Below are 20,857 nucleotides of genomic sequence, written 5' to 3'. Positions count from 1 at the left end.
AGGGGGCACGCGTATCCAAATGTACTAATTACATCGATACAAAATCATGATCCTGATCAGATGGAAGGATCGTCACCTGCTCCCGGTTCATCCACTTCACCAGTGAAGGGATCTTCATCCGGCGTATCAAGGATGGCTGCGAGGTCCAGCAATTCTTTTTGTTTGTAGCGGTATTTATCATCTTCGAAACACCTGGAGAATTCTTCCAGGAGCATCCTGATCACGGCTTTGTTGGAAAGCGGTTTGAAGTAGGATGCTACGGGAGTAACATTGATGCGCTTGAAATAATTTTCAACGTCTTTGTGGGTGAACACCTGTCCGCTCATCGGATCGATGAAGAATTCCGTTTTGTACTGTGGATTTTCGTTCACTCTTGTGAAGTCGTATTCCGGCTTGAAATAGCCCAGCACAAACTGGCGGGGGATATTGATGGCGCGGATTGGAACGTCCAGCAATTCGCTTACAATGAGGTAGAGGATACCGTTGGCGATGGCGTTGCCTCTCTTACTTTCAAGTTGTTTATTGATGAGGAACTCTTCGGGTTGCTGGTAAGCGATCTCGGAGCCCCTGAGATTGTAATAATTATAAAGGATGCTGGTGAGCACATTCACCTGTTCGAGCGGGGTGAGGTAGTTGTTGAGCTCAAGCCAGATATTGCGGCGGAGTTTCTCGATCTCCTGGTAAATGGAGCTGGTAACCAGGTCCGGATATTGAAAACGGGCCACCAGCAGGGCGCCCGTCAGCAAATCCTGGTGCAGGTTCCTGCCCCATTGCTGCGTTTCCTCCGTGAGATCGCGATAGTGAAGGCGGTGGATCAGGAGCTCAATCCTTTCCTGCACATCCTCGCTGATGGTATTCTCCCACAGGTGCTCGAGATTGGGGATGATACCTTTTCCAAAATCGATGATGCGGGTAGACACCACATTAAAGACCTCCTCATCCGGATCATCAATCAGGTGGAACAACGCTGATATTTCTTTATTTTCCTCCATAGGCCGGGGATTCTCCCTGATATTAGACAACACAATCACGTTGTCAATTTCGGAGAAATGATTAAAATCCTGGTAAAAATCTTTTCCACAAATTCACAGAAAATTCATCTGTGTGATAATCAAAGCAATTCACTTGCCAGCGGGAGATGCTGATCGAGCAGGCGTTTCAGAAGCTTCTTTTCATCCTCATTCGCCACAGCACGCATGGGGATAAGAATTGCATGGTAAGAACTGGTGTAGAGATAGTAGCAGTCTTTCGTTTCCACTTTTTTGACAATTGCCTCCCAATTGTAGCGGCTTTCCGAAGCACTGTCTTTATCAATGATGCCCTGTTCGCTGAGTGTGATCTCCGAAGCTTGAAGGATATGCTGGTTCTCTGGTTCGCGGAGCATGGCATTCACCCGGCTTTTGATGGAGCGCTTCACCAGCATGGGAACGATCAGCGCATAGATGAGACCGATAGCTCCAAAAACAAAGGCGTCTACCAGGAAATCATGGCGGAAGCGATTGATGTATACATAACCGCCGGCCACCGCGCCATAAAGCACCAATACGCGGGTAAAATACCTGAAGCGATACAACCGCCGGTCGGGGGACGACCAGCTGGTGTAATAGTTGTAGTCCAGGAACTCTTCCCGGGTAAGGTTAAAACGTAGGGTGAGCACTATTTTTTCTTAGCCGATTTTTTGGGAGCGGCTTTTTTGGTGGCTGTTTTCTTTGCGGCCGCTTTTTTGGCGGGCTTTGAAAATGCATTGGGAACCTGCGCTTCGATCATCTTCTTCACTTCTTCCAAAGGAATGCTGGCGGCCTCTTCAGCAGTGTATTTGCTGTCGTCCGCTTTCTTACCCAGCTTCAGCATCTTCTTGCCGAATTTGATGAGCGGACCCCAGCGGCCATTCTCGATGGAGATCTTTTCATCAGGCCAGTGCTGGATATAGCGGTTGGCTTCCTTCTCCACCTTGGCGCTGATCAGTTCTTCAATATCCGACTGGGAGAGATTATCGAAATCGTAACGCCTGGGTACATTGATGAACATCTCGTTCCATTTGATGAATGGACCAAAACGCCCCTTGCCTTTGGTTACGCCTTTGCCTTCATACATAGCGATGGGAGCATCGGCCTGCTGCTTTTCATTGATCAGTTCGATAGCACGCTCCAAAGTCACTTCCAGCGGATCTTCGCCGCGGGGAATGGAGATGAATTGTTCACCGAATTTTACATATGGGCCAAATCTTCCCAGGTTCACAGCAACTTCCTGGTCTTCATAATTGCCGAGAGTTCTGGGCAGTTTGAAGAGATCGAGCGCTTCTTCGTAGGAGATGGTTTCGATACTCTGATCTCTTTTGAGGCTGGCGAAACGCGGTTTCTCTTCATCGTTCACATCTCCGATCTGCACCATAGGACCGAAGCGGCCCATCCTGGCAACGATCTTCTTGCCGCTTTCAGGATCAATGCCCAGTTCGCGCTCACCCTTGATGCGCTCTGCATTTACGATGGTATCGTCCACTTCCTTTTTGAAAGGAACGTAGAATTGATCGATCATGTTATTCCACTTCAGTTTGCCTGCAGCCACTTCATCGAATTCATTTTCGATGCGTGCAGTGAAACCATAATCCATGATATCATCGAAATACTGTTTCAGGAAATCCGTCACAACCAGTCCGAGATCGGAAGGGAAGAGCTTGGATTTTTCTGCGCCTGTATTTTCAGATTCAGTGATCTTAGTGATATTATCCTTTACGAGACGGAAGATGCGGAATTCTCTTTTTACACCTTCTTTATCGCGCTTCTCAACATATCCGCGTTTCTGAATGGTGGAGATGGTGGGAGCGTAAGTGGAAGGTCGTCCGATGCCGAGCTCTTCGAGCTTCTTTACCAGAGACGCTTCCGTGTAACGAGGGCTGGGCCTGCTGAAGCGCTCGATGGCTTTCATTTCTTTGAGAGGCAGTTGCTGGCCAACGGAGAGTGGGGGCAGCATGCCTTCGGCCTGTTCATCGTCGTTGATATCTTCTTCATCGCGGTCTTCACGGTAAACTTTGAGGAAGCCGTCGAACTTGAGCACTTCACCGCTGGCGCTGAGTTCTTCCTTGTTGGTGGAGATATTGATCTTTGCGATGGTGCGTTCCAGTTCCGCATCGGCCATTTGAGAGGCCATGGTGCGTTTCCAGATCAGTTCGTATAATTTTCTTGTTTCAGGATCATCCACATCGTGATTGTCCATATAAGTAGGACGGATGGCTTCGTGCGCTTCCTGGGCGGATTCGTTCTTGTTTTTGTATTTGCGTGGCTGGTGGTAGCGCTCTCCGTACTGGCTGATGATTTGATTACGGGCGTCTCCCATAGCGGTATCGGAGAGGTTCACACTATCTGTACGCATGTAGGTGATCTTACCGCTTTCGTAGAGCTTCTGAGCCAGTTGCATGGTGCGGCTCACGGAGTAGCCGAACTTGCGCGAAGCTTCCTGTTGAAGGGTAGAAGTGGTGAAGGGGGCGGCGGGCGATTTACGGGCCGGTTTCACCTGGATGTCGGTCACCTTGTAGTCCGCGCCTACACAGCTTTTCAGGAAGTTTTCGGCATCATCGGCGCCTGAATATTTTTTGCCTTCCGCAGCAAATGTTACGGCTTTGCCGGTAACATCATTGTGCGTGAAGAGGGCTTCTATCTTGAAAGTGCTGGTGGCAGTGAAAGCGTTGATCTCTCTTTCCCTTTCGGCAATAAGGCGCACGGCAACGCTCTGCACACGTCCTGCGCTGAGGTTGTTCTTCATGCTCATCTTGCGCCAGAGCACGGGACTGAGTTCGAAGCCTACGATCCTGTCGAGCACGCGGCGGGCCTGCTGGGCATTCACGAGGTTCATGTCCACTGTGCGCGGATTGTCTACCGCTTTCCGGATAGCCGGTTTGGTGATCTCATGGAAAACGATGCGTTTGGTATTGCGGGGGTCGAGGCCGAGTACTTCGCAAAGGTGCCAGCTGATGGCTTCCCCTTCGCGGTCCTCATCCGTTGCGAGCCAAACCTCATCGGATTTTTTAGCTAAGGTGCGTAACTCTTTTACTACCCGTTCCTTATCGTCAGGAATTATATATCTGGGTTGATAATTATTCTTCAGATCGATACCCATATCGTCCTTCTCGAGATCCCTGATATGGCCATAGCAGCTCTTCACTTCGAAATCTGATCCAAGGATCTTTTCGATGGTTTTTGCCTTGGCAGGAGACTCCACGATCAATAAATTCTTCGCCATACGTTGATTAAGCGGTTTAAAATAGGCCTGTTGGCGTGCAAGTTTAGTGTATAACGGTGAAAACAACAAATTGGTGCCAGGGGGTGGGGCAAGAATTGGGCCGGTTGTTGGATCTTGTTGATTAGGGTCAATGAGGCTGGTAATCAGGTGACAAAGGGGGTGGGAGGGTGACGGGTTTTGCTAATTTTTTTGGAAGTCTTGAACTTTGTATAGTATTGTATGGACAAATTAATGACATCTCACCGCAAGTCTTTACATTCTAATAATCAATCAGAATTATGATTACAAGTTAGCTAACAAATTCATGCTCCCCTTCCACTTTCTAGCAAAAAACAAATAGATAAGGTGAACGGATATGATTTTGTTCAAAGGGGTGAAAATGGTGGTCTAAACTCTTTAGTTACCACAATACTTTCAAGGAATATAATATAGTGGCATATTCGGTCAGATGCCACCATCATTACAATATTCATTTAGCAATATAATTTTCATAAGCAAAAAGGTTATAAGAGGTTTGTGGATTCTATTTCCCGCCAAGAAGGTTATGACACACAAAAAACTTGCAGAAAAATTGTATAACTAAAAGAATTGATAGACCTTTCTTCAAAGAATCAAGTTATGCCCAAAGTAAACTTAGATGCCCTTATTCCCAGGGAAGATTTTGAAATTATAAAAGAAGGAGAAATAAATGTTCCAAATAGCCAAACAGTAACCATATCAGAACTGGAACTTGGTAAACCTTGGCTGGCAATTCTGAGAAAACCAGATTTTCAGAGGGAAACAAACGAATGGAGTCCCGAAGCTGTATTTGATTTAATCAAAAGTTTCCTCAATGATGACTTAATTCCATCAATAATATTATGGAATTCAGGTAGTAGAAACTTTGTCATAGATGGGGCGCACCGACTTAGCGCGTTAATTGCGTGGGTAACAAATGACTATGGCAATGGTGTTATTTCGAGTCCTTTCTTTGGTCATAATGTTTCATCAGGACAAAAACAAATAGCACAATTGACCAAAAACCTAGTTGATAAAAATATAGGCACTTACGAAGAACATAAATGGGCCTTAAACAATCCAGATAAAGCCGAGCCAGAAATGCTTAAAAGAGCTAATAGACTACCCAATCTAACTCTAACATTACAGTGGGTAAAAGGCAACTTCATAAATGCAGAAAACTCTTTTTTCAAAATAAATGAATCCCCTGCTCCCATTAATGATACCGAGAGATCATTACTAAAATCACGAAGAAAGCCAAATGCAATTGCAGCGAGGGCAATTATTCGTTCAGGTACCGGCCATAAATATTGGTCGTATTTTGAAGATGCCACCAAAAAAAATGAAATTGAGAGGTTGGCCACTGAAATAAATCAAATGTTATTTAAGCCTGAGTTGGAAAATTCAAGAAAGACACTTGAAGTTCCTCTTGGTGGCAAAGGTTATTCAGCAGGTACATTACCATTGGTTTTCGATATGGTTAATTTATGTAATTCAATAGAGCAAAGAGTTATTAAGAAAACAAATGAACTTGCATTTATCGAGAAAAATGGCGAAAATGAGATAAATATTGAAGATGACATTACGGGAGACAAGACAATTCAAATTTTAAAGAAAACCAGAAAAATAATTTATCGAATATGTTCAGATCATGCATCATCATTAGGCTTGCATCCGCAAGTTTATTTTTATAGCACTACCGGTAGGTATCAAATTACGGCACTTCTTGCCATAATCGAATTGATAAAAGATTTTGAAAAAGCAGGTGAAAATAGATTAGAGGCTTTTATAAATGTGAGAAAACAGTTCGAAGAGTTTTTAATAAACAATAAAATATTTATTAACCAAAGCACAGTTCATACAGGTAGTGGATTAAAGGGGTATAGGCATTTGAAGAAATTACTCTTAAATATTATTGAAAATTTAGAGCAAGGTAAATCTACTGAAAACATTATTGATTTATTGACCAACGATCCTGAATTTAATTATCTCAACCCAAAACAGAGTGAGACGAAGTACACAAAAAGAAAAAATTTTGATCCGGAGACTAAAAATGCCGTATATATTACTAAACTCTATAAAGCAGCACTAAGATGCTCAATTTGTGGAGGATTTGCTCACCCTAATTCAAGTACAGTTGATCACTTAATAAGGAAAAAGGATAGCGGGTTGGGTAATTTCGCGAATGCAGATATTGCACATCCCTATTGCAATACCACTATCAAAAACTAATCATTCTCTCTTCACTGAGAAATTAGAATCGACAAGGGGTATCTTAATTCTTAATAATCAGGGCCAAAATTGGTCTATTTTTTTCAATTTTCATAATCCCGGAAGGCCCGGGAACCGGGTAAATATCAAATCCTAACCCTATAAATTCTGTAAAAACCCGGTGTTTTGTACTTTGCATTGGATTTTTCAGCATATTTGACACCATATTTATAACAAGACTGAACACTTTCCCGGCGATATTCCCCCTCAACGATGCAGCAGCCACCATTGAGCTGGGCAATAAGTTAGACGAATCGATAAACAGGAAAGTGATGGCAATGGCAGCATGGCTCCGCAGTCATGCATTCGATGGGCTCAATAACATTATTCCGGCATACAGCTCCTTAACAGTTTCCTACGATCCCTACCTTATCAAAACCAGACAACGGCCTGCGAGCACCGCATTCGATTGGATAAAAGACCTACTCCAGGCAGCGTATAACCAGTCAAACGAAAATTCAACAGCGAGCCCTGTGTTACACCGTATTCCTGTTTGTTACGAAGAGGAATATGCGCCCGACCTGGACACGCTTGCTTTACACCTTCAGATAACCACCAGTGAGATCATCGCCCTGCATACAGCAGTGGTTTACCGGGTATACATGATCGGGTTCCTTCCCGGATTTGCTTACCTGGGTACAGTGGACGAAAAGATCGCCGCTCCGCGGAAAGCACAGCCGTCTTCAGTAATGGCCGGCAGTGTAGGCATCGCGGGAAAACAGACCGGCATCTATCCGCTGAACAGTCCCGGCGGATGGAATATCATCGGCCGCATACCACTGAAAATGTTCGATCCCCATGCGGAACAGCCCGTATGGATGCAGCCAGGCGATGCAGTTCAATTCTTCCCGATCACTGCCCGGGAATTCAAAATGCGGCAGTAAACGCCTTGATACAACGTTGACCCGAAACCGAAATTTTAGTCCAGAACTCCAAACACATCCCTGCATGTCCCTCACTATCATCAAACCAGGCCTTTGCGACACTATACAGGATGCAGGCCGCCATGGTCAGGCTCATCTCGGCATCAATGCCGGTGGTGCAATGGATACCTATGGCGCCGGCGTAGCCAACCTGCTGGCCGGTAATCAACGCTGCGAAGCTGTACTGGAAGTTCATTTCCCAGGCCCGCAGATCCTCTTTGAACAAAACGCACTCATCAGTATCACCGGCGGGGACTTTACTCCCTATCTCAACGATGAACCGCTTCCACTCTGGAGGCCCATCGTGGTGAGAAGAAATACAATTTTACATTTCGATAAACTGCAGCAGGGAGCACGATGCTATATTGCCATCCACGGCGGCTTCAACGTGGAACCCTGGCTCGGCAGCTATTCCACCAACCTCAAAGCCGGGGCCGGTGGTTTTGAAGGCCGCAAACTGGCGAAGGGAGATGAGCTCTGCTTTCGTGAGAACACCGTTTATTTCGCCGGCCTCCTCAGGGAAGGAAAGGATTACCAGGTGCTCAACTGGAGGGTAGACATCCGCCGCATTTATGAGAACCCGCACGAGATCTGCTTTACAACCGGACATGAATTCAACGAGCTTTGTCCAAATTCACAACAGGACCTTCTTCAGAATAATTTCATCATCCATCCATTTTCCGACAGGATGGGATATCGCCTCAAAGGCGTTCCCCTCAAAAGGAAGCATGATTACGAACTGATCTCTTCCGGCGTTGGATTCGGCACCATGCAACTGCTGCCGGACGGACAACTCATAGTGCTGATGGCCGACCATCAGACCACCGGGGGCTATCCGAGGATCGGTCATGTAATATCCGCCCATCTTCCCAAACTGGCCCAACTCAGGCCAAGTGATCCTATTCAATTCAAACGTGTTGACATTCAGACAGCAGAAGATTTGCTATATTCACAGCAACAGGAAATGGTGATCCTTCAAAGGGCCTGCCATGATCACCTGAATGAACTGGTATGCTAAAAACAGACATTAACTGTGATATGGGCGAAAGCTCGCCATTATGGGATTACTCATTGGAAAGGGACCTCAATATCCTTCCCTTCATAAGTTCGGTCAACCTTGCCTGTGGGTACCATGCCGGTGATCCGCATGTGATGCACACGATGGTAGAAGCGGCTATGAAAGCAGGCATTGCCATCGGTGCACATCCGTCATTCCCCGATAAAGAAAATTTCGGCAGATCGGATATGCAGCTGCCTCCGGAAAAAGTGTATGATATCGTATTGTATCAACTTGGTGCGCTGAGTGCGTTCTTGCAGGTGAACGGAGCAGCATTGCATCATGTAAAACCACATGGAGCGCTGTACAATATGGCGGCGAAAGACGCTGTACTGGCCAGGGCTATCGCAGATGCCGTGTATGATTTCGATGGATCACTGATCCTGTATGGGCTCAGCGGCAGTGAACTGATAGAAACCGGCCGTCATGATTTCTTAGCTACCTGCAATGAAGTGTTTGCCGACAGAACTTACCAGGATGACGGCAGCCTCACACCACGCTCGCATCCCGATGCCCTGCTCAAGAGCGAAGAAGCTGTGGTGGCGCAGGTATTACAAATGGTGCAGCAGCAAACCGTGACCACCATTTCCGGTAAAACCATTCCGGTGAAAGCAGAAAGCATTTGCATACATAGCGATGGGGCTCATGCGCTCCAATTTGCAAAAGCCATCCATCATGCTTTGACAAATGCCAATATCCAAATAACTTCTCCCGTCAAAAACTAAACTGCTTGAGTTCATCCAATACAAGATCCGCTTTGCTCGGGGCTGCATTCCTTATGGCAACATCCGCTATCGGGCCGGGTTTCATCACACAAACAACCGTCTTTACACAAAAACTGCTGACCAGTTTCGGTTTCGTGATCCTTATATCGATTTTGCTGGATATCGCCGGGCAGTTGAATATCTGGCGGGTGATAACGGTTTCGGGCATGCGCGCGCAGGACCTGGCCAATAACCTGTTGCCCGGATCGGGTTACCTGCTGGCGGCATTAGTGCTGCTGGGAGGACTTGCCTTCAATATCGGTAATGTGGCGGGAGCGGGGCTGGGGCTCAATATCCTCTTTCCGCTGGATGCCGATCCTGCCAGGCCTGTAATGGGGGCTTGTTTGTCTGCCGGCCTGGCGCTGGTGATCTTCTGGGTAAAGGAAGTGGGTACGGCAATGGACTGGTTCACCCGGATACTCGGTTTTGTGATGATCGCGCTGACGCTGTATGTAGCCATAGCTTCACATCCACCCGTGGGAGAGGCTGTACTTCGTACATTCGTACCCGTTAAAATAGATACCACTGCTATCGTAACACTGGTAGGCGGCACTGTTGGTGGATATATCAGCTTTGCAGGGGCTCACAGATTATTGGATGCAGGTATACAGGGTAAGGATAAACTTCCGCTGGTAACCAAAAGCAGTGTGAGCGCTATCTTGCTGGCATCGGCCATGCGGATCTTACTGTTCCTCGCTTCGCTGGGTGTGATCGTTGGCGGTGGAATTATCAATAAGGATAATCCTGCAGGTTCAGTATTTCAATTGGCGGCCGGACAAGCGGGTTATTATATTTTCGGCATCGTGTTATGGGCTGCAGCCATCACATCCGTGGTGGGGTCCGCGTATACTTCCATTTCTTTCCTTCGTACCTTCCATCCCTTCCTTGAAAAGCATTACAGGATACTCACTACAGTGTTCATTGTTGTTTCAACTACAGTATTTGTATTGATTGGAAAGCCGCCGGTGAAACTGCTGGTGCTGGCGGGTGCGCTTAACGGACTGATCTTACCACTGGCGCTGGGCCTGATGCTGCTGGCTGTGTATAAACAAAAACTGGTGGGCAGTTATAAGCATCCGGTCTGGATAAGCACCATGGGTTGGCTGGTGGTGATTGTGATGTCCTGGATGGGCGTGAAAGCTGTGATCTATGATCTGGCTACATTGTGGAAATAATTCAGGATGTGCCCACTCGCTCGCCTCTGGCGAGTGAGTTTTGTTTAGTCGCCTCTGGCGACGCGGTGTTCGCCGGAGGCGAACAAATAGAAGTCACTCGCCAGAGGCGAGCGACTGGCGACACGCTGATTTACCGGTAAAAATTAATCCGTTGCTTTAGCTTTTCATTTGCAATTAACGGACTATTTTGCCGTTTAATAGTTCGTTCCTACACTTCAACCACCAATTATTCAGCATTTATACTCTTAACTCCGTGTTGCGTTAATTGAGCTCTTCCGGAGCAACAAAACGTATTTACTATGACTGACAACAACCAGGGTCATTCGGACGGCTTGTATACCTATGAGTCGTTTGGTGGTGGAACAACCCAAAAGTCGAACAACCGTTTTCTTTGGTGGTGCGCGGGCGCACACCAGGACCTTCTCAGGCAATTCCCTTCAGAGCACAGCAAGTACAGCGGGCTCGGGGGCGTGATCCTCGCCACTTTCATCCTCGCCTCCATTTCCGCCGGCTATGCCGTTTACAGCGTGTTCGGCAACTGGGGCTGGACCATTTGCTTCGGCCTCATCTGGGGTTTGATCATTTTCAACTTCGACCGCTTCCTTGTTTCCACCATGCGCAAGTATGGCGTGAGTAAGCGAAAACAGGTGATGATGGCCATACCACGTGTATTCCTCGCGCTGCTCATCGGTATCACTATCGCAAGGCCGCTTGAATTGAAAATATTCGAGAAGGAGATCGATACGCAGGTGACGAAAAACCTTCACCAGAAAGTGCAGGAGAACGACAGCCTGCTGCGCATCGAACACAAAGCACAGCTCGATAATGCACTGGCGGAGCGCGCTCGTCTGCAAGCCCGCAAACTGGCTGTAGAAGACACACTCCATAGCCTTCAACTCAGTTATATCCGTGAAGCCGATGGCACGGGCGGATCACAGCAACGCGGCATTGATCAGCTGGCCAGGCTGAAGATGGAAGCATATAATACAGCCCTCCTGCAATTCAGACCGGAACTGGCTTCGCTGGAACAGGGGATGAAACAGCAGGATAGTATTTTAGCTGCTACAAACACAGGACTGGAAGCAAAGAGAAAAGAATATGAAGCCGCAACAAAGAACAATGTAGGTTTTCTCGAACGCAATAAAGCCCTTAGTGATCTCGCAGATAGTGAACCCAGCGTATTCTGGACCAGCTTGCTGCTATCATTATTGATCATACTCATTGAAGTGGGACCTATCTTATCCAAACTCATCATGCCGGTTGGCCCCTATGATATCGCGCTGGCCAAAGAAGAACTAACCAGTATGGCCGCTGCGGAAAATGAAATGCGAAAAGACAAGGAACTGACCTCCGAAAGAAAGCGGAGCTTTTACCGCAAACAAAAAGAAATGAGCGATCAACTCGTAGACAAACTCAGTGCGTTGCAACAAAAACATATCGATGAAGAGCTCGACAAATGGGAGCGGGGAGAATGGAACCCCAAAGACCATCGCGCCAGCATGGATGAAGTGATGCGCAAGCTCAGGGATCGCTACCAGGTGAACGAGGACGATATTTTGTGATATTAATTCCTGCTACTGCAAAAAGAAAAATAATGCACCTATAGCCAGGAGAAAAACCAGGGTTAGCAGTATCGTATTACTGCTGACCCTAAATTTTTGGCGGGTACCGGGAAGTACCAGGAAAATAACAGAGATCAGCCCCAACAGGAATGAAAAAGATACAGCTCCCATTTCAGCTTTCATACCAAGACTGAACAGGAACCATGTGAGGTAACCGGTAATAACGATATGCAGCAGGAGCACTGTCATACAAAATACCCAACCGATCCTGCGAAGTTTCAGTAATGCAAAAGCGCCAATAAGACTAAGCAAAACACCTGCGCAAACCCTCAGGTACATGAAGAGGGCAGAACGGCTGATCACTATATTTCCTTCAGCAGAGCTCACTGAGCTGGCGCGGGCAGAAATGAAATCAAATATGAGTAAGCCCAGGAAAAAGAGGCCGATGAGCAAGGTAAAGATGCCTGCGAATTTCTCGCGCCAGTTGGTTGTTTGCATAGCGTGCAAAATAATAAAGGAATACACTTTAACCAACAGTTTGCTGTTGAGCGAACTGTAAATTAACAATCGTAAAAATTCAGGAAAGCGCTAGTTCAAATATGCATCATGGGTGTAGTTCCGCTTCAATACCCGTGGCCAGCCGCTCTGCCCAAAATCCATACTCTTTACCGGAAGGATGCAGGTTATCTGCAGCCAGCAGCGTCCTGTTGTTCAAAGCCTCCCGGGTTCCGGGGGTAATATCGATATAGTGAACCAGGTATTTTCCGGCAATGATCTTATTCGTAGTATTGTACTGGTTTATTTCATCAGCGATCTGTTGACGGTCCCTTCCCTCAGCGAAGGGCGTAACGCCCCAGTCCGGGATCGATAATACGAATACGCGGGCAGGATTATCGCCTGCAAAATGGATGGCCTGTTTTAGCAATGATTCGAATTCCCCGGCATACTCCTCAACCGAACGACCGCGGTATTGGTTATTCACCCCGATCAGAAGAGTAACGATATCGTACTGTTTTTTGAGCAGGGTACTATCGATGCCTTTTTGAAGCTCATCAGTGGTCCAGCCGGTTTTGGCTACGATCTCTGCCGCATGGAAGTCGAGGCCCGATTTTCGCAATAACTGAATTGTCTGGTAAGGGAAGTTTTCAGCAACAGGCAGTCCTTCACCAATGGTATAGGAGTCGCCGAGCGCCAGGTAAGTATAAGAATGTGACAGCATACTGGGAGATAATGTAGCTGGCAAAATAGTAAAACTAATGTAAAGGATGAGCCAGTTTCTTCTCATACCAAAATCTTTTCTTACCATATATACGTAAATAGTACAGGAAAGATTTCCTACCATACCCCTCGCAATAATACCTGGTCACTGCATTCTTTTTTTAACCGTACCCATGATCCCTTTTTAACTCCCCCTTTGAAATTTCGGCTACTAAAAAGTCCGGGGCTGACCAAAAAGGTCGGAGAGCTGGCAGTCGCTCGCCTCCCGGCGAGTGACTTCTATTTGTTCGCCTCCGGCGAACACCGCGTCGCCAGAGGCGACTAAACAAAACTCACTCGCCGGGAGGCGAGCGAGTGGGCTATTGCTGCATTCCCTGCATGCCGTTCTGCATGCCTTCCATATCGCCTTTTGTATTTTTTCTCTTGAACAGGGCTACATCGAATTTGCCGAAGCGGTAGCTGAAGTTCACGCGCACCACCTGCGGGTCCCGGCGCCTCCAGTCGTTCTGCACAAAGCCTTCTGCTTCCGAGTGAACGAAGTACCTGCGTGTGCGGAGTACATCGCCCCAGTTGATGGAGATGGAAGCCGTATTCTTCCTGATCTGGAAATCCTTTTTGAGGCCCAGGTCCATTCCGTAGTTGTCATCGATATAACCCTGTGTGGTGGAAGGAGCGCCACCAAACATGCCGCCACCACCGTGCCCACGGCCACCCTGACCGCTGTTGCTGGTGCTTACAGGTAATGCACTTCGGCTCTGGTAATCTCCGCTGAGCTGGAAGCTCCATCCTTTTCCAAACTTGAAAGTATTGTTGGTTTTCACATTCCAGGAAGTACGCTCATTCTCCAGGTTCTTTACTACATTGTCTCCCTCGATCTTTGAATAATAGATATTAGTGTTGAAATTCATTTCCCACCATTTGGTCCAGTTATTACGGAAGATCAGCTCCAGTCCGCTTGCGTAGGCATTGCTGGCATTCACATAAGTTGAAACGAAAGCAGAATCACCGCTGCCGGCCAGCTGCTGCCAGCTCTGGTAACGGGAGATCAGATCGGTGGTGTATTTGCCAAAGAGGGTAGCCAGGAAAGTATGGTTCTTCTCTCCATATGTTTTCTGATAGCTCAGCTCCAGTGAATGCGTGAACTCTGGTTTCAGTCCGGGGTTACCGGTCTGGTAATTGAGAGGATCGGTGTAATCTGTGTTTGGCATCAGCTGGAAGAAGTTCGGACGATTGATCCTGCGGCTGTAATTCAGTTGAAGGTCCTGCCTGTTCTCGAAGCTGCGCGTCAGGAACACGGAAGGAAAGAGACTGATGGGGAAATCGTTCGAGTATTTGTCTTTGCCGATCTGCTTGCCTTCATAGCTGGAACTTTCTGCGCGTAACCCTACCTGGTAGCTAAAATTATCCTTCACTTTCTGGGAGAACGTAGCATATCCCGCATATACATAGTCGGTATACTCAAATTCATTACTGAGTTCAGGTTTGTAATCTCCGTTGAGATAGTTGAGCTGGCGGCTTTCGAAATTCCTTACCTGTGCGCGGAGTCCCGCTTCCCATTTCATTTTATCGTTGATGGGATTCACGAAATCCGTTTGTGCAATCAGGAAATTGTTTTTGCCACCGCCATCCGTCTTTTGAAGGAATTCCGGACTGGCCGGGTTTTCTTGTTTTGGATCGGTGAAATAACGATAACGGATATCCGTACCATTGTTATTCCTGCTCTGGTTGTAGTTGATATCTGCGGTCCATTCCTTTCCGGGTCTGGCGAAGATATGTTTGAAAGCGAGCTGGGTGCCGTAGTTGCGGAAATTGAAACCGTTGCCATTTATCCGTCGCTGGGAGCGGAACGCGTTGGCCATGCCGAGTGTATCGGTATCGATGTTCTGATTGTTCTCGCCGTTGAAATCCCCGTTAACGATGGATTGGGAAAGGGTGATAGTATTTCGGTTGTCTATAAAGTAATCCAGTCCGATCCTGCCGAAAGCGAAGCTCCCTTCAGACTCACCTTTACTATTCTGCATCGTCGAAATAGAATTACCTCTTTCTTCACTCATCCTGTCCATTTCTCCCCAATTCTTTGATTTACGCTGGTTGTAGTTACCATTGGCAAAGAGATTGAATTTGCCCTGGCGCATATTGATATCGCCACCGCCGTTTATACGTCCGCGTGAGTCGATGCCTGCACGGATACTTCCGCTGTAACCTGCTTTGCGGTTCTTCTTCAGTACGATATTGATGATACCGCTCTGTCCGCCACTGGCGTCATATTTGGCAGATGGGTTGGTGATCAGTTCAACACTCTGGATGGCATCGGCAGGAATCTGGTCCAGCGAAAGGGTAGTGGGCCTTCCGTCTACAAAGATCTGTGGCGCTGCATTGCGGAGACTTACATTACCATCGATGTCCACATTGATGCTGGGCACGTTGCGCATGATGTCGATGGCGGAGCCTCCGGCTGATGTGATCATTTTATCAACGTTGATGATCTTTCTATCGATCCCCATTTGAATAAGGGGTTTGGAAGCCGATACAGTTACGGCATCCAGGGTTTGCGCATCCTGTTCGAGTTTGATATTACCGAGGTCTTTGTCTACTGCCGCCATTGCCTGGCTCATATCCTGGCCCTGTCCGGGTTTCAGATCGAACTGAACTTTCTGATCGATGGTCTTGTAGCCGATGGCTGTGATCACCAGCCGGAACTGTCCGAATATGGGGAGGTTATCAAGACTGAAATCACCATTGGAGCGGGTGAGCATGCCACCGAAAATAGTGTCTTTCCTTTTGCGGGTAGTGGAATCGAATTTGGAGCCGATGAGTTGGATGGACGCGGCATCGATGCCTTTGTTGGTCTTGCTGTCAACGACCTTACCATAAAAATGACCGATGCTGGGTATCTGGCCACCGCCTCTGCGGGCGCCGCCACGGGAACCACCCATGCCGGGCATCTGTGCAAAGCTGGCTATACAAGTGAAAAAAGCGACTAACGTCAGTAGATATAATCTCATGATAATGTGGAATTGAACGATTAGACGTAAAATTGCCTGCCGTCTTGCGAAGCAATGAACCAATATGATGAGCGGTAAAAGATCAGGCGATCACCAGGGCCAGGAGCACCTGGATGATCCCGATCAGCAAACCAGAAACTGCACCTGCCAGCTCGAAACTGCGTAATTCATTTCCGAGATTCTGACGGATGCCGGCCTCCAGTTTCTCCGGAGGAAAAGATGCGATCTTCTGGCTGACCATCTTTTCAATATCGATATCGGAACGAAGATTCTGAACATAGCTTTTCATCAGTTGCGGAAAGATCTCCTGCATTTCTTTCATGAAGATCTCTTTCAACTGGTTAATGGTTTTGTCGCCAATGAACATGCTGATCATCGGGAAAGCCTGTCCCAGCTTATTCCGCAGGAAGTTGTCGATATGGCCTTCTACCAGTGGCATGATCTTGTCCATGGTTTCAGGACCGGCGATCTTCTTTTCGATCTCATCAAAAGACACCATTTCACTGGCGGCGAGTTTCCCCAACTGTTGGGCAACAGAAGTTTGTTTTGAAGGGAGTATGCGTTTGATCAGGGTCTTCACCACTATCCGGTTTGCCATCCAGCCAATGAAAGCGCCTGCAACGGGAATCAGCAAAAGCCACCAGTTCATTTGAATTGTTTTAGATTAAAAAGAAAACGGTGAAACTCTCAGAAGAATTTCACCGTTTCGGTGGGTACCCGACCGGGTTCGAACCGGCGACCCTCAGAACCACAATCTGATGCTCTAACCAGCTGAGCTACGGGTACCATTTGGAGTGCAAATGTAGAGCAAAAATAAATTCCACCAAAAAAACTTGTTTATTTTTTTGATACACAGTGTAGTAGCTTTATTTGAGGAGCTGAAATACGCATCTGCACTGCTTTCCGTAAGACGTAAGAATATCGTAACCACAGGGGCAATAAAATGGACAGAAGATATAGTATTAATTGGATAGGAAAATGTTACTGATGAGACAAAGCGTTCCTGAAGTTGCTTATCCCAAAGGGCACAAAATATTTAACGCATTTCATATGAATTTCTTTTCAATAAACAGCGGGAAAAAAAACGGGAAATGGCGTTTTTTTTCCCGCTGTTATCCAGTCTGCTACTGCTATCATTGTACAGTTAATGGTACTGATGAAGTATAAGGCAGGTATACCCAATGGTACTGATTTTTAAAAAAAGGGTAGAAAAAATTTGTAACCCCAAAGGTTACGACGTATCTTTGTTATGATTATTTCAATAACCCATAAAGGCCTGAGGCAATTTTGGGAAAACGATGATCCTTCGCTGTTACCAGCGGCCTATATTGAAAAGATCAGGAGAATTTTGTATTTGTTGAACCATCATTCTCCTTTGAAGGAGCTTCAACTATTAAGAAGGTACAGGCTACATCGCCTCACCGGAAATTTAAGGGATTACTGGTCATTGCACATCACGCCAAATTACAGGATCATTTTCAGGATAGTTGATGATGATGTTCACCTTGTTAACTTTTTAGATTACCATAATAAAAAATCAAAACCATGAAGAGAGGAATGAGACCTCCGCAGCCCGGACCTGCAATTCTTGATCTGTTGATCGAAGACAGGGGGCTTACCATCACGGCGGCTGCCAGGCTGATGGACGTCAGCCGTAAGCAGTTGTCTGAGGTAGTGAATGGCATTGCCGCTCTTACTCCAGAGATGGCCATCCGTATAGAGCGCGTTTTCGGCTCTTCCGCCGATCTCTGGATGAAGATGCAGGCGGATTATGATCTCTGGCTTGCCGATAACTCCGGCAAGCTGGATCATTTAAAGCCCATCGATAAAAAGCAGGCTCAGAAACGGGCTTCCTGACCGTTCCTCACAGTCCCTTTGTTAATATTGTTTTATAGCCGCAACAACGCAGCCTATTTATCGTTATTTTTGGTACAATGACCAAAGTTTTCAATTATATGTTTAGCAAAAGGAATCTGCCGGTTGTGTTGATTTTCCTGGCTGCAGGAGTATTTGTGGCCTTCCGTTCCCTGGGGCTCGGAGGTGGAAAGAACAATGAGACCAAATACGATAAAATTCTTCACACTGTAGGAGAAATGCTTACCCAGATCCACTATAGCCCCAAAAAAGTGGATGATGCCTTCTCCAAAGAAGTTTTCAAAAAATACCTTGGAGAAAAGATCGATGATCAGAAGAATATCCTCTTACTCTCTGATGTGAACCAACTGAAGTTGACCTACGAAACCAAACTGGATGATGAGATCCGGGGTGGCTCCGTTCAATTCGTGCCTGCTGTCAGTGCTGTTTTCAAAACCAGAATAGCAGAAACAGAAGCGATCTATAAAGATATTCTCTCCAAACCATTCGATTTTACAAAGGACGAATCGGTAAATCTCAATACGGAGAAAGCAGCGTTTCCCAAAAACGCAGCTGAGCGCCAGGAGTCCTGGAGAAAACGCCTGAAGTTTATGGTCCTTGACCGTTATGCCGAACTGATCGCCGACCGTGAGAAGAATGCCGGCAAAGAAGGCTTCGTCAAAAAGACCGACGCTGAACTGGAAGCAGAGGCGCGCGAAAGAGTATTGAAGATCCTGAACAGGACTTACGATCGCCTTAAATTCAAAGTGACCGATGATGACCGCTTCAATGAATATGTGAAGACTGTATCCGAATACATGGACCCGCATACTACTTTCTTCCCACCGGTTGATAAACGTTATTTCGATGAACAAATGAGCGGTCAGTTCTTCGGCATCGGCGCTTCCCTCCGTGAAGAAGATGGATTCATCAAGATCGTTACACTTGTAGCCGGCAGCCCTGCCTGGAAATCCGGTGAGTTCAATGTTGGCGATATCATTTTCAAAGTAGCAGAAGGTAAAGAAGGGGAATGGGTTGACCTTACAGGATATATTGTAGAAGATGCAGTGAAACTGATCAGAGGTAAGAAAGGTTCCGAAGTCAGACTTACATTGAAAAAAGCAGACGGTTCATTGAAAGTGGTGAACCTGGTCCGCGACAAAATACTGCAGGATGAAACTTTTGCCAGAAGCGTGGTGATCAACACTCCCCGTGGTAAACTTGGCATGATCTACCTGCCGGAGTTCTATGCCAATTTCGACGATCCACAGGGAGCACGCTGCTCTGAAGATGTTCGCAAAGAGATCATCAAACTGAAAGAACAGAAAGTAGATGGCATCATTATGGACCTCCGTAATAATGGAGGCGGCTCACTCTATGATGTAGTACAGATGGTCGGTCTTTTCATTGAAGGCGGCCCCATTGTTCAGGTGAAAGACCGCGACGGCAAACCTCAGGTGTATTATGACCGCGACAAATCTGTATTGTATGATGGTCCGCTCGCCGTTATGGTGAATGAGTTCAGCGCTTCTGCCTCTGAGATCTTTGCAGCTGCAATACAGGATTACGATCGCGGACTGATCATCGGAAGCACTTCCACATACGGAAAAGGGACTGTTCAGCGTAATATCGGACTCGATAAAACCATGGGAATGCTGGATCCGAACAGCGATCTCGGCACTCTAAAAATAACACTGCAGAAATTTTACCGCATCAATGGAGGCTCCACTCAATTACGTGGTGTAAGTTCAGATATCATACTTCCCGATATCTATGAATTCTCCAAGCTACGTGAAAAAGACAATCCTGATGCATTGCCCTGGGATGAAATCCAGCAGGCAGGGTACAACCGTTGGAAATACGGACTGGACCTGGTGCCCATTCAAAAATCAAGCGAAGCAAGATTGAAGAACAACGATGCTTTCAACCTGATCCGCGCCAATGCAGAATGGCTGACCAAACAGAATGATAAAGTGGCCAGTCTCAACCTGAAGAAATACCAGGAAGAGCAGAAACAGATCAAAGCCACGGTGAAGCAGATTGAAACTTTGAGCAAATCTTCCCACGAATTGGACGCACAGGCGCTTGTGGAGGATTTGAAAAAATATGAAAATGATCCTGCAAAGCTGGAGCGCTTCAAACAATGGGTAAAGAACCTTCGCTCCAATGATATATACCTCAATGAAGCAGTGAATGTGGTAAATGATATGATCATTCAGAAGAATCTTGTTTACAGCAGTAAGTAATTCATTAACCATTTTCAATTCATGAGCCTTTTAGCGCATTTTAAAGCGATCAATACTTTCATATTCGACATGGATGGTGTGCTCACCGATGGCACACTGCTGATACTTGATAATGGTCAATTCATCCGGCGCATGAACATCAAAGATGGTTATGCGCTTCAGCTGGCCATCAAAAAAGGTTATCGTGTTGCTGTTATTTCCGGCAGCACTTCAGATCCGGCGGTCATACGTCTGGGAAAGTTGGGTATCACAGATGTGTTCATGGGAGTAAAGAACAAAACGGAAGTTTTTCATCAATACCTTGCCCAACACGGCATACAGCCATCACAGGTATTATACATGGGCGATGATATCCCAGATCTTGCAGTGATGAAACTGGCAGGATTGCCCTGCGCTCCGGCAGATGCCGTAACCGAAATCCGCCAGGCAGCCAGGTATATTTCACATTCATCAGGCGGAATGGGATGCGTAAGAGATGTGATCGAGCGCGTGATGAAACTGAACGATCACTGGGATCTGCATACGGATGTGGCGAGTAAATAGTTCTTT

The 20,857-nt window shown here is 46.7% G+C and carries 17 protein-coding genes and 1 tRNA gene; 10 read left to right on the top strand and 8 right to left on the bottom strand.

Going from position 1 to position 20,857, the window contains the following annotated elements:
- Positions 1-56: 56 nt before the first annotated feature.
- From D9Y29_RS15675 to topA, 3 genes are all read right to left on the bottom strand, one after another.
- Positions 57-992 (bottom strand): transglutaminase family protein, encoded by a 936-nt coding sequence (locus D9Y29_RS15675; protein ID WP_127129826.1) that lies wholly within the window; start codon positions 990-992, stop codon positions 57-59.
- Between the two features lie 119 nt (positions 993-1,111).
- Complete coding sequence (locus D9Y29_RS15670; protein ID WP_127129824.1) at positions 1,112-1,657, bottom strand: YcxB family protein; 546 nt, start codon at positions 1,655-1,657, stop codon at positions 1,112-1,114.
- On the bottom strand, positions 1,657-4,236 hold the full coding sequence (topA, locus tag D9Y29_RS15665) for a type I DNA topoisomerase (protein ID WP_127129822.1): 2,580 nt from the start codon (positions 4,234-4,236) through the stop codon (positions 1,657-1,659). Before topA ends, D9Y29_RS15670 begins: the two co-directional genes overlap by 1 nt.
- A 618-nt stretch (positions 4,237-4,854) precedes the next feature.
- Between topA and D9Y29_RS15660 the strand changes: the two genes are divergently transcribed.
- The 6 genes from D9Y29_RS15660 to D9Y29_RS15635 all read left to right on the top strand — a co-directional run bounded on the left by D9Y29_RS15660 (position 4,855) and on the right by D9Y29_RS15635 (position 11,985).
- Positions 4,855-6,465, top strand: coding sequence for an HNH endonuclease family protein (locus tag D9Y29_RS15660; protein ID WP_127129820.1), 1,611 nt, complete (start codon positions 4,855-4,857; stop codon positions 6,463-6,465).
- A 122-nt stretch (positions 6,466-6,587) separates the two neighbouring features.
- The gene (gene pxpB / locus D9Y29_RS15655; protein ID WP_206513805.1) at positions 6,588-7,388 is read left to right on the top strand and encodes a 5-oxoprolinase subunit PxpB; all 801 of its coding nucleotides are present in this window, start codon (positions 6,588-6,590) and stop codon (positions 7,386-7,388) included.
- A 64-nt stretch (positions 7,389-7,452) separates the two neighbouring features.
- Positions 7,453-8,445, top strand: a complete 993-nt coding sequence (locus tag D9Y29_RS15650; protein ID WP_164735433.1) for a 5-oxoprolinase subunit C family protein — start codon at positions 7,453-7,455, stop codon at positions 8,443-8,445.
- Positions 8,439-9,209 carry a 5-oxoprolinase subunit PxpA gene (locus D9Y29_RS15645; RefSeq protein WP_127129814.1) on the top strand — a complete coding sequence of 257 codons (771 nt, stop codon included), beginning with the start codon at positions 8,439-8,441 and terminating at the stop codon, positions 9,207-9,209. The genes D9Y29_RS15650 and D9Y29_RS15645 overlap by 7 nt, the downstream gene beginning before the upstream one ends.
- Before the next feature lie 5 nt (positions 9,210-9,214).
- Positions 9,215-10,423: an NRAMP family divalent metal transporter gene (locus D9Y29_RS15640; RefSeq protein ID WP_241237954.1), complete on the top strand. Its 1,209-nt coding sequence runs from the start codon at positions 9,215-9,217 to the stop codon at positions 10,421-10,423.
- Between the two features lie 299 nt (positions 10,424-10,722).
- A complete protein-coding gene (locus D9Y29_RS15635; protein ID WP_127129812.1) occupies positions 10,723-11,985 on the top strand; it encodes a DUF4407 domain-containing protein in 1,263 nt (420 codons plus the stop codon).
- Between the two features lie 12 nt (positions 11,986-11,997).
- Here D9Y29_RS15635 and D9Y29_RS15630 read toward each other — a convergent pair whose 3' ends face one another.
- The 5 genes from D9Y29_RS15630 to D9Y29_RS15610 all read right to left on the bottom strand — a co-directional run bounded on the left by D9Y29_RS15630 (position 11,998) and on the right by D9Y29_RS15610 (position 16,994).
- A complete protein-coding gene (locus D9Y29_RS15630; protein WP_127129810.1) occupies positions 11,998-12,483 on the bottom strand; it encodes a hypothetical protein in 486 nt (161 codons plus the stop codon).
- A 106-nt stretch (positions 12,484-12,589) separates the two neighbouring features.
- On the bottom strand, positions 12,590-13,270 hold the full coding sequence (locus D9Y29_RS15625) for an SGNH/GDSL hydrolase family protein (protein WP_241237953.1): 681 nt from the start codon (positions 13,268-13,270) through the stop codon (positions 12,590-12,592).
- Positions 13,271-13,562: 292 nt separating this feature from the next.
- Complete coding sequence (locus D9Y29_RS15620) at positions 13,563-16,208, bottom strand: TonB-dependent receptor (RefSeq protein ID WP_241237952.1); 2,646 nt, start codon at positions 16,206-16,208, stop codon at positions 13,563-13,565.
- 82 nt (positions 16,209-16,290) lie between these two features.
- Positions 16,291-16,857: a DUF445 domain-containing protein gene (locus D9Y29_RS15615; protein WP_127129808.1), complete on the bottom strand. Its 567-nt coding sequence runs from the start codon at positions 16,855-16,857 to the stop codon at positions 16,291-16,293.
- Between the two features lie 63 nt (positions 16,858-16,920).
- Positions 16,921-16,994, bottom strand: a tRNA-His gene (locus D9Y29_RS15610).
- Positions 16,995-17,457: 463 nt separating this feature from the next.
- On the opposite strand from D9Y29_RS15610, the gene D9Y29_RS27075 reads away from it, so the two are divergent.
- The 4 genes from D9Y29_RS27075 (at position 17,458) to D9Y29_RS15590 (ending at position 20,851) form a co-directional block, all read left to right on the top strand.
- Positions 17,458-17,757, top strand: coding sequence for a type II toxin-antitoxin system RelE/ParE family toxin (locus D9Y29_RS27075; protein WP_127129806.1), 300 nt, complete (start codon positions 17,458-17,460; stop codon positions 17,755-17,757).
- Positions 17,754-18,065: a HigA family addiction module antitoxin gene (locus D9Y29_RS15600; protein WP_206513798.1), complete on the top strand. Its 312-nt coding sequence runs from the start codon at positions 17,754-17,756 to the stop codon at positions 18,063-18,065. Before D9Y29_RS27075 ends, D9Y29_RS15600 begins: the two co-directional genes overlap by 4 nt.
- Positions 18,066-18,163: 98 nt before the next feature.
- Positions 18,164-20,308: a carboxy terminal-processing peptidase gene (locus tag D9Y29_RS15595; RefSeq protein ID WP_127129804.1), complete on the top strand. Its 2,145-nt coding sequence runs from the start codon at positions 18,164-18,166 to the stop codon at positions 20,306-20,308.
- A 21-nt stretch (positions 20,309-20,329) separates the two neighbouring features.
- Positions 20,330-20,851, top strand: coding sequence for a KdsC family phosphatase (locus D9Y29_RS15590; protein ID WP_127129802.1), 522 nt, complete (start codon positions 20,330-20,332; stop codon positions 20,849-20,851).
- Positions 20,852-20,857: the final 6 nt, after the last annotated feature.

Origin of the sequence: Pseudoflavitalea rhizosphaerae (assembly GCF_003991355.1) — a bacterium.
Taxonomy (GTDB): Bacteria; Bacteroidota; Bacteroidia; order Chitinophagales; family Chitinophagaceae; genus Pseudobacter; species Pseudobacter rhizosphaerae.
Note: the sequence above shows the minus strand (reverse complement) of the source record. Positions and strands in the feature narration are given on the sequence as shown.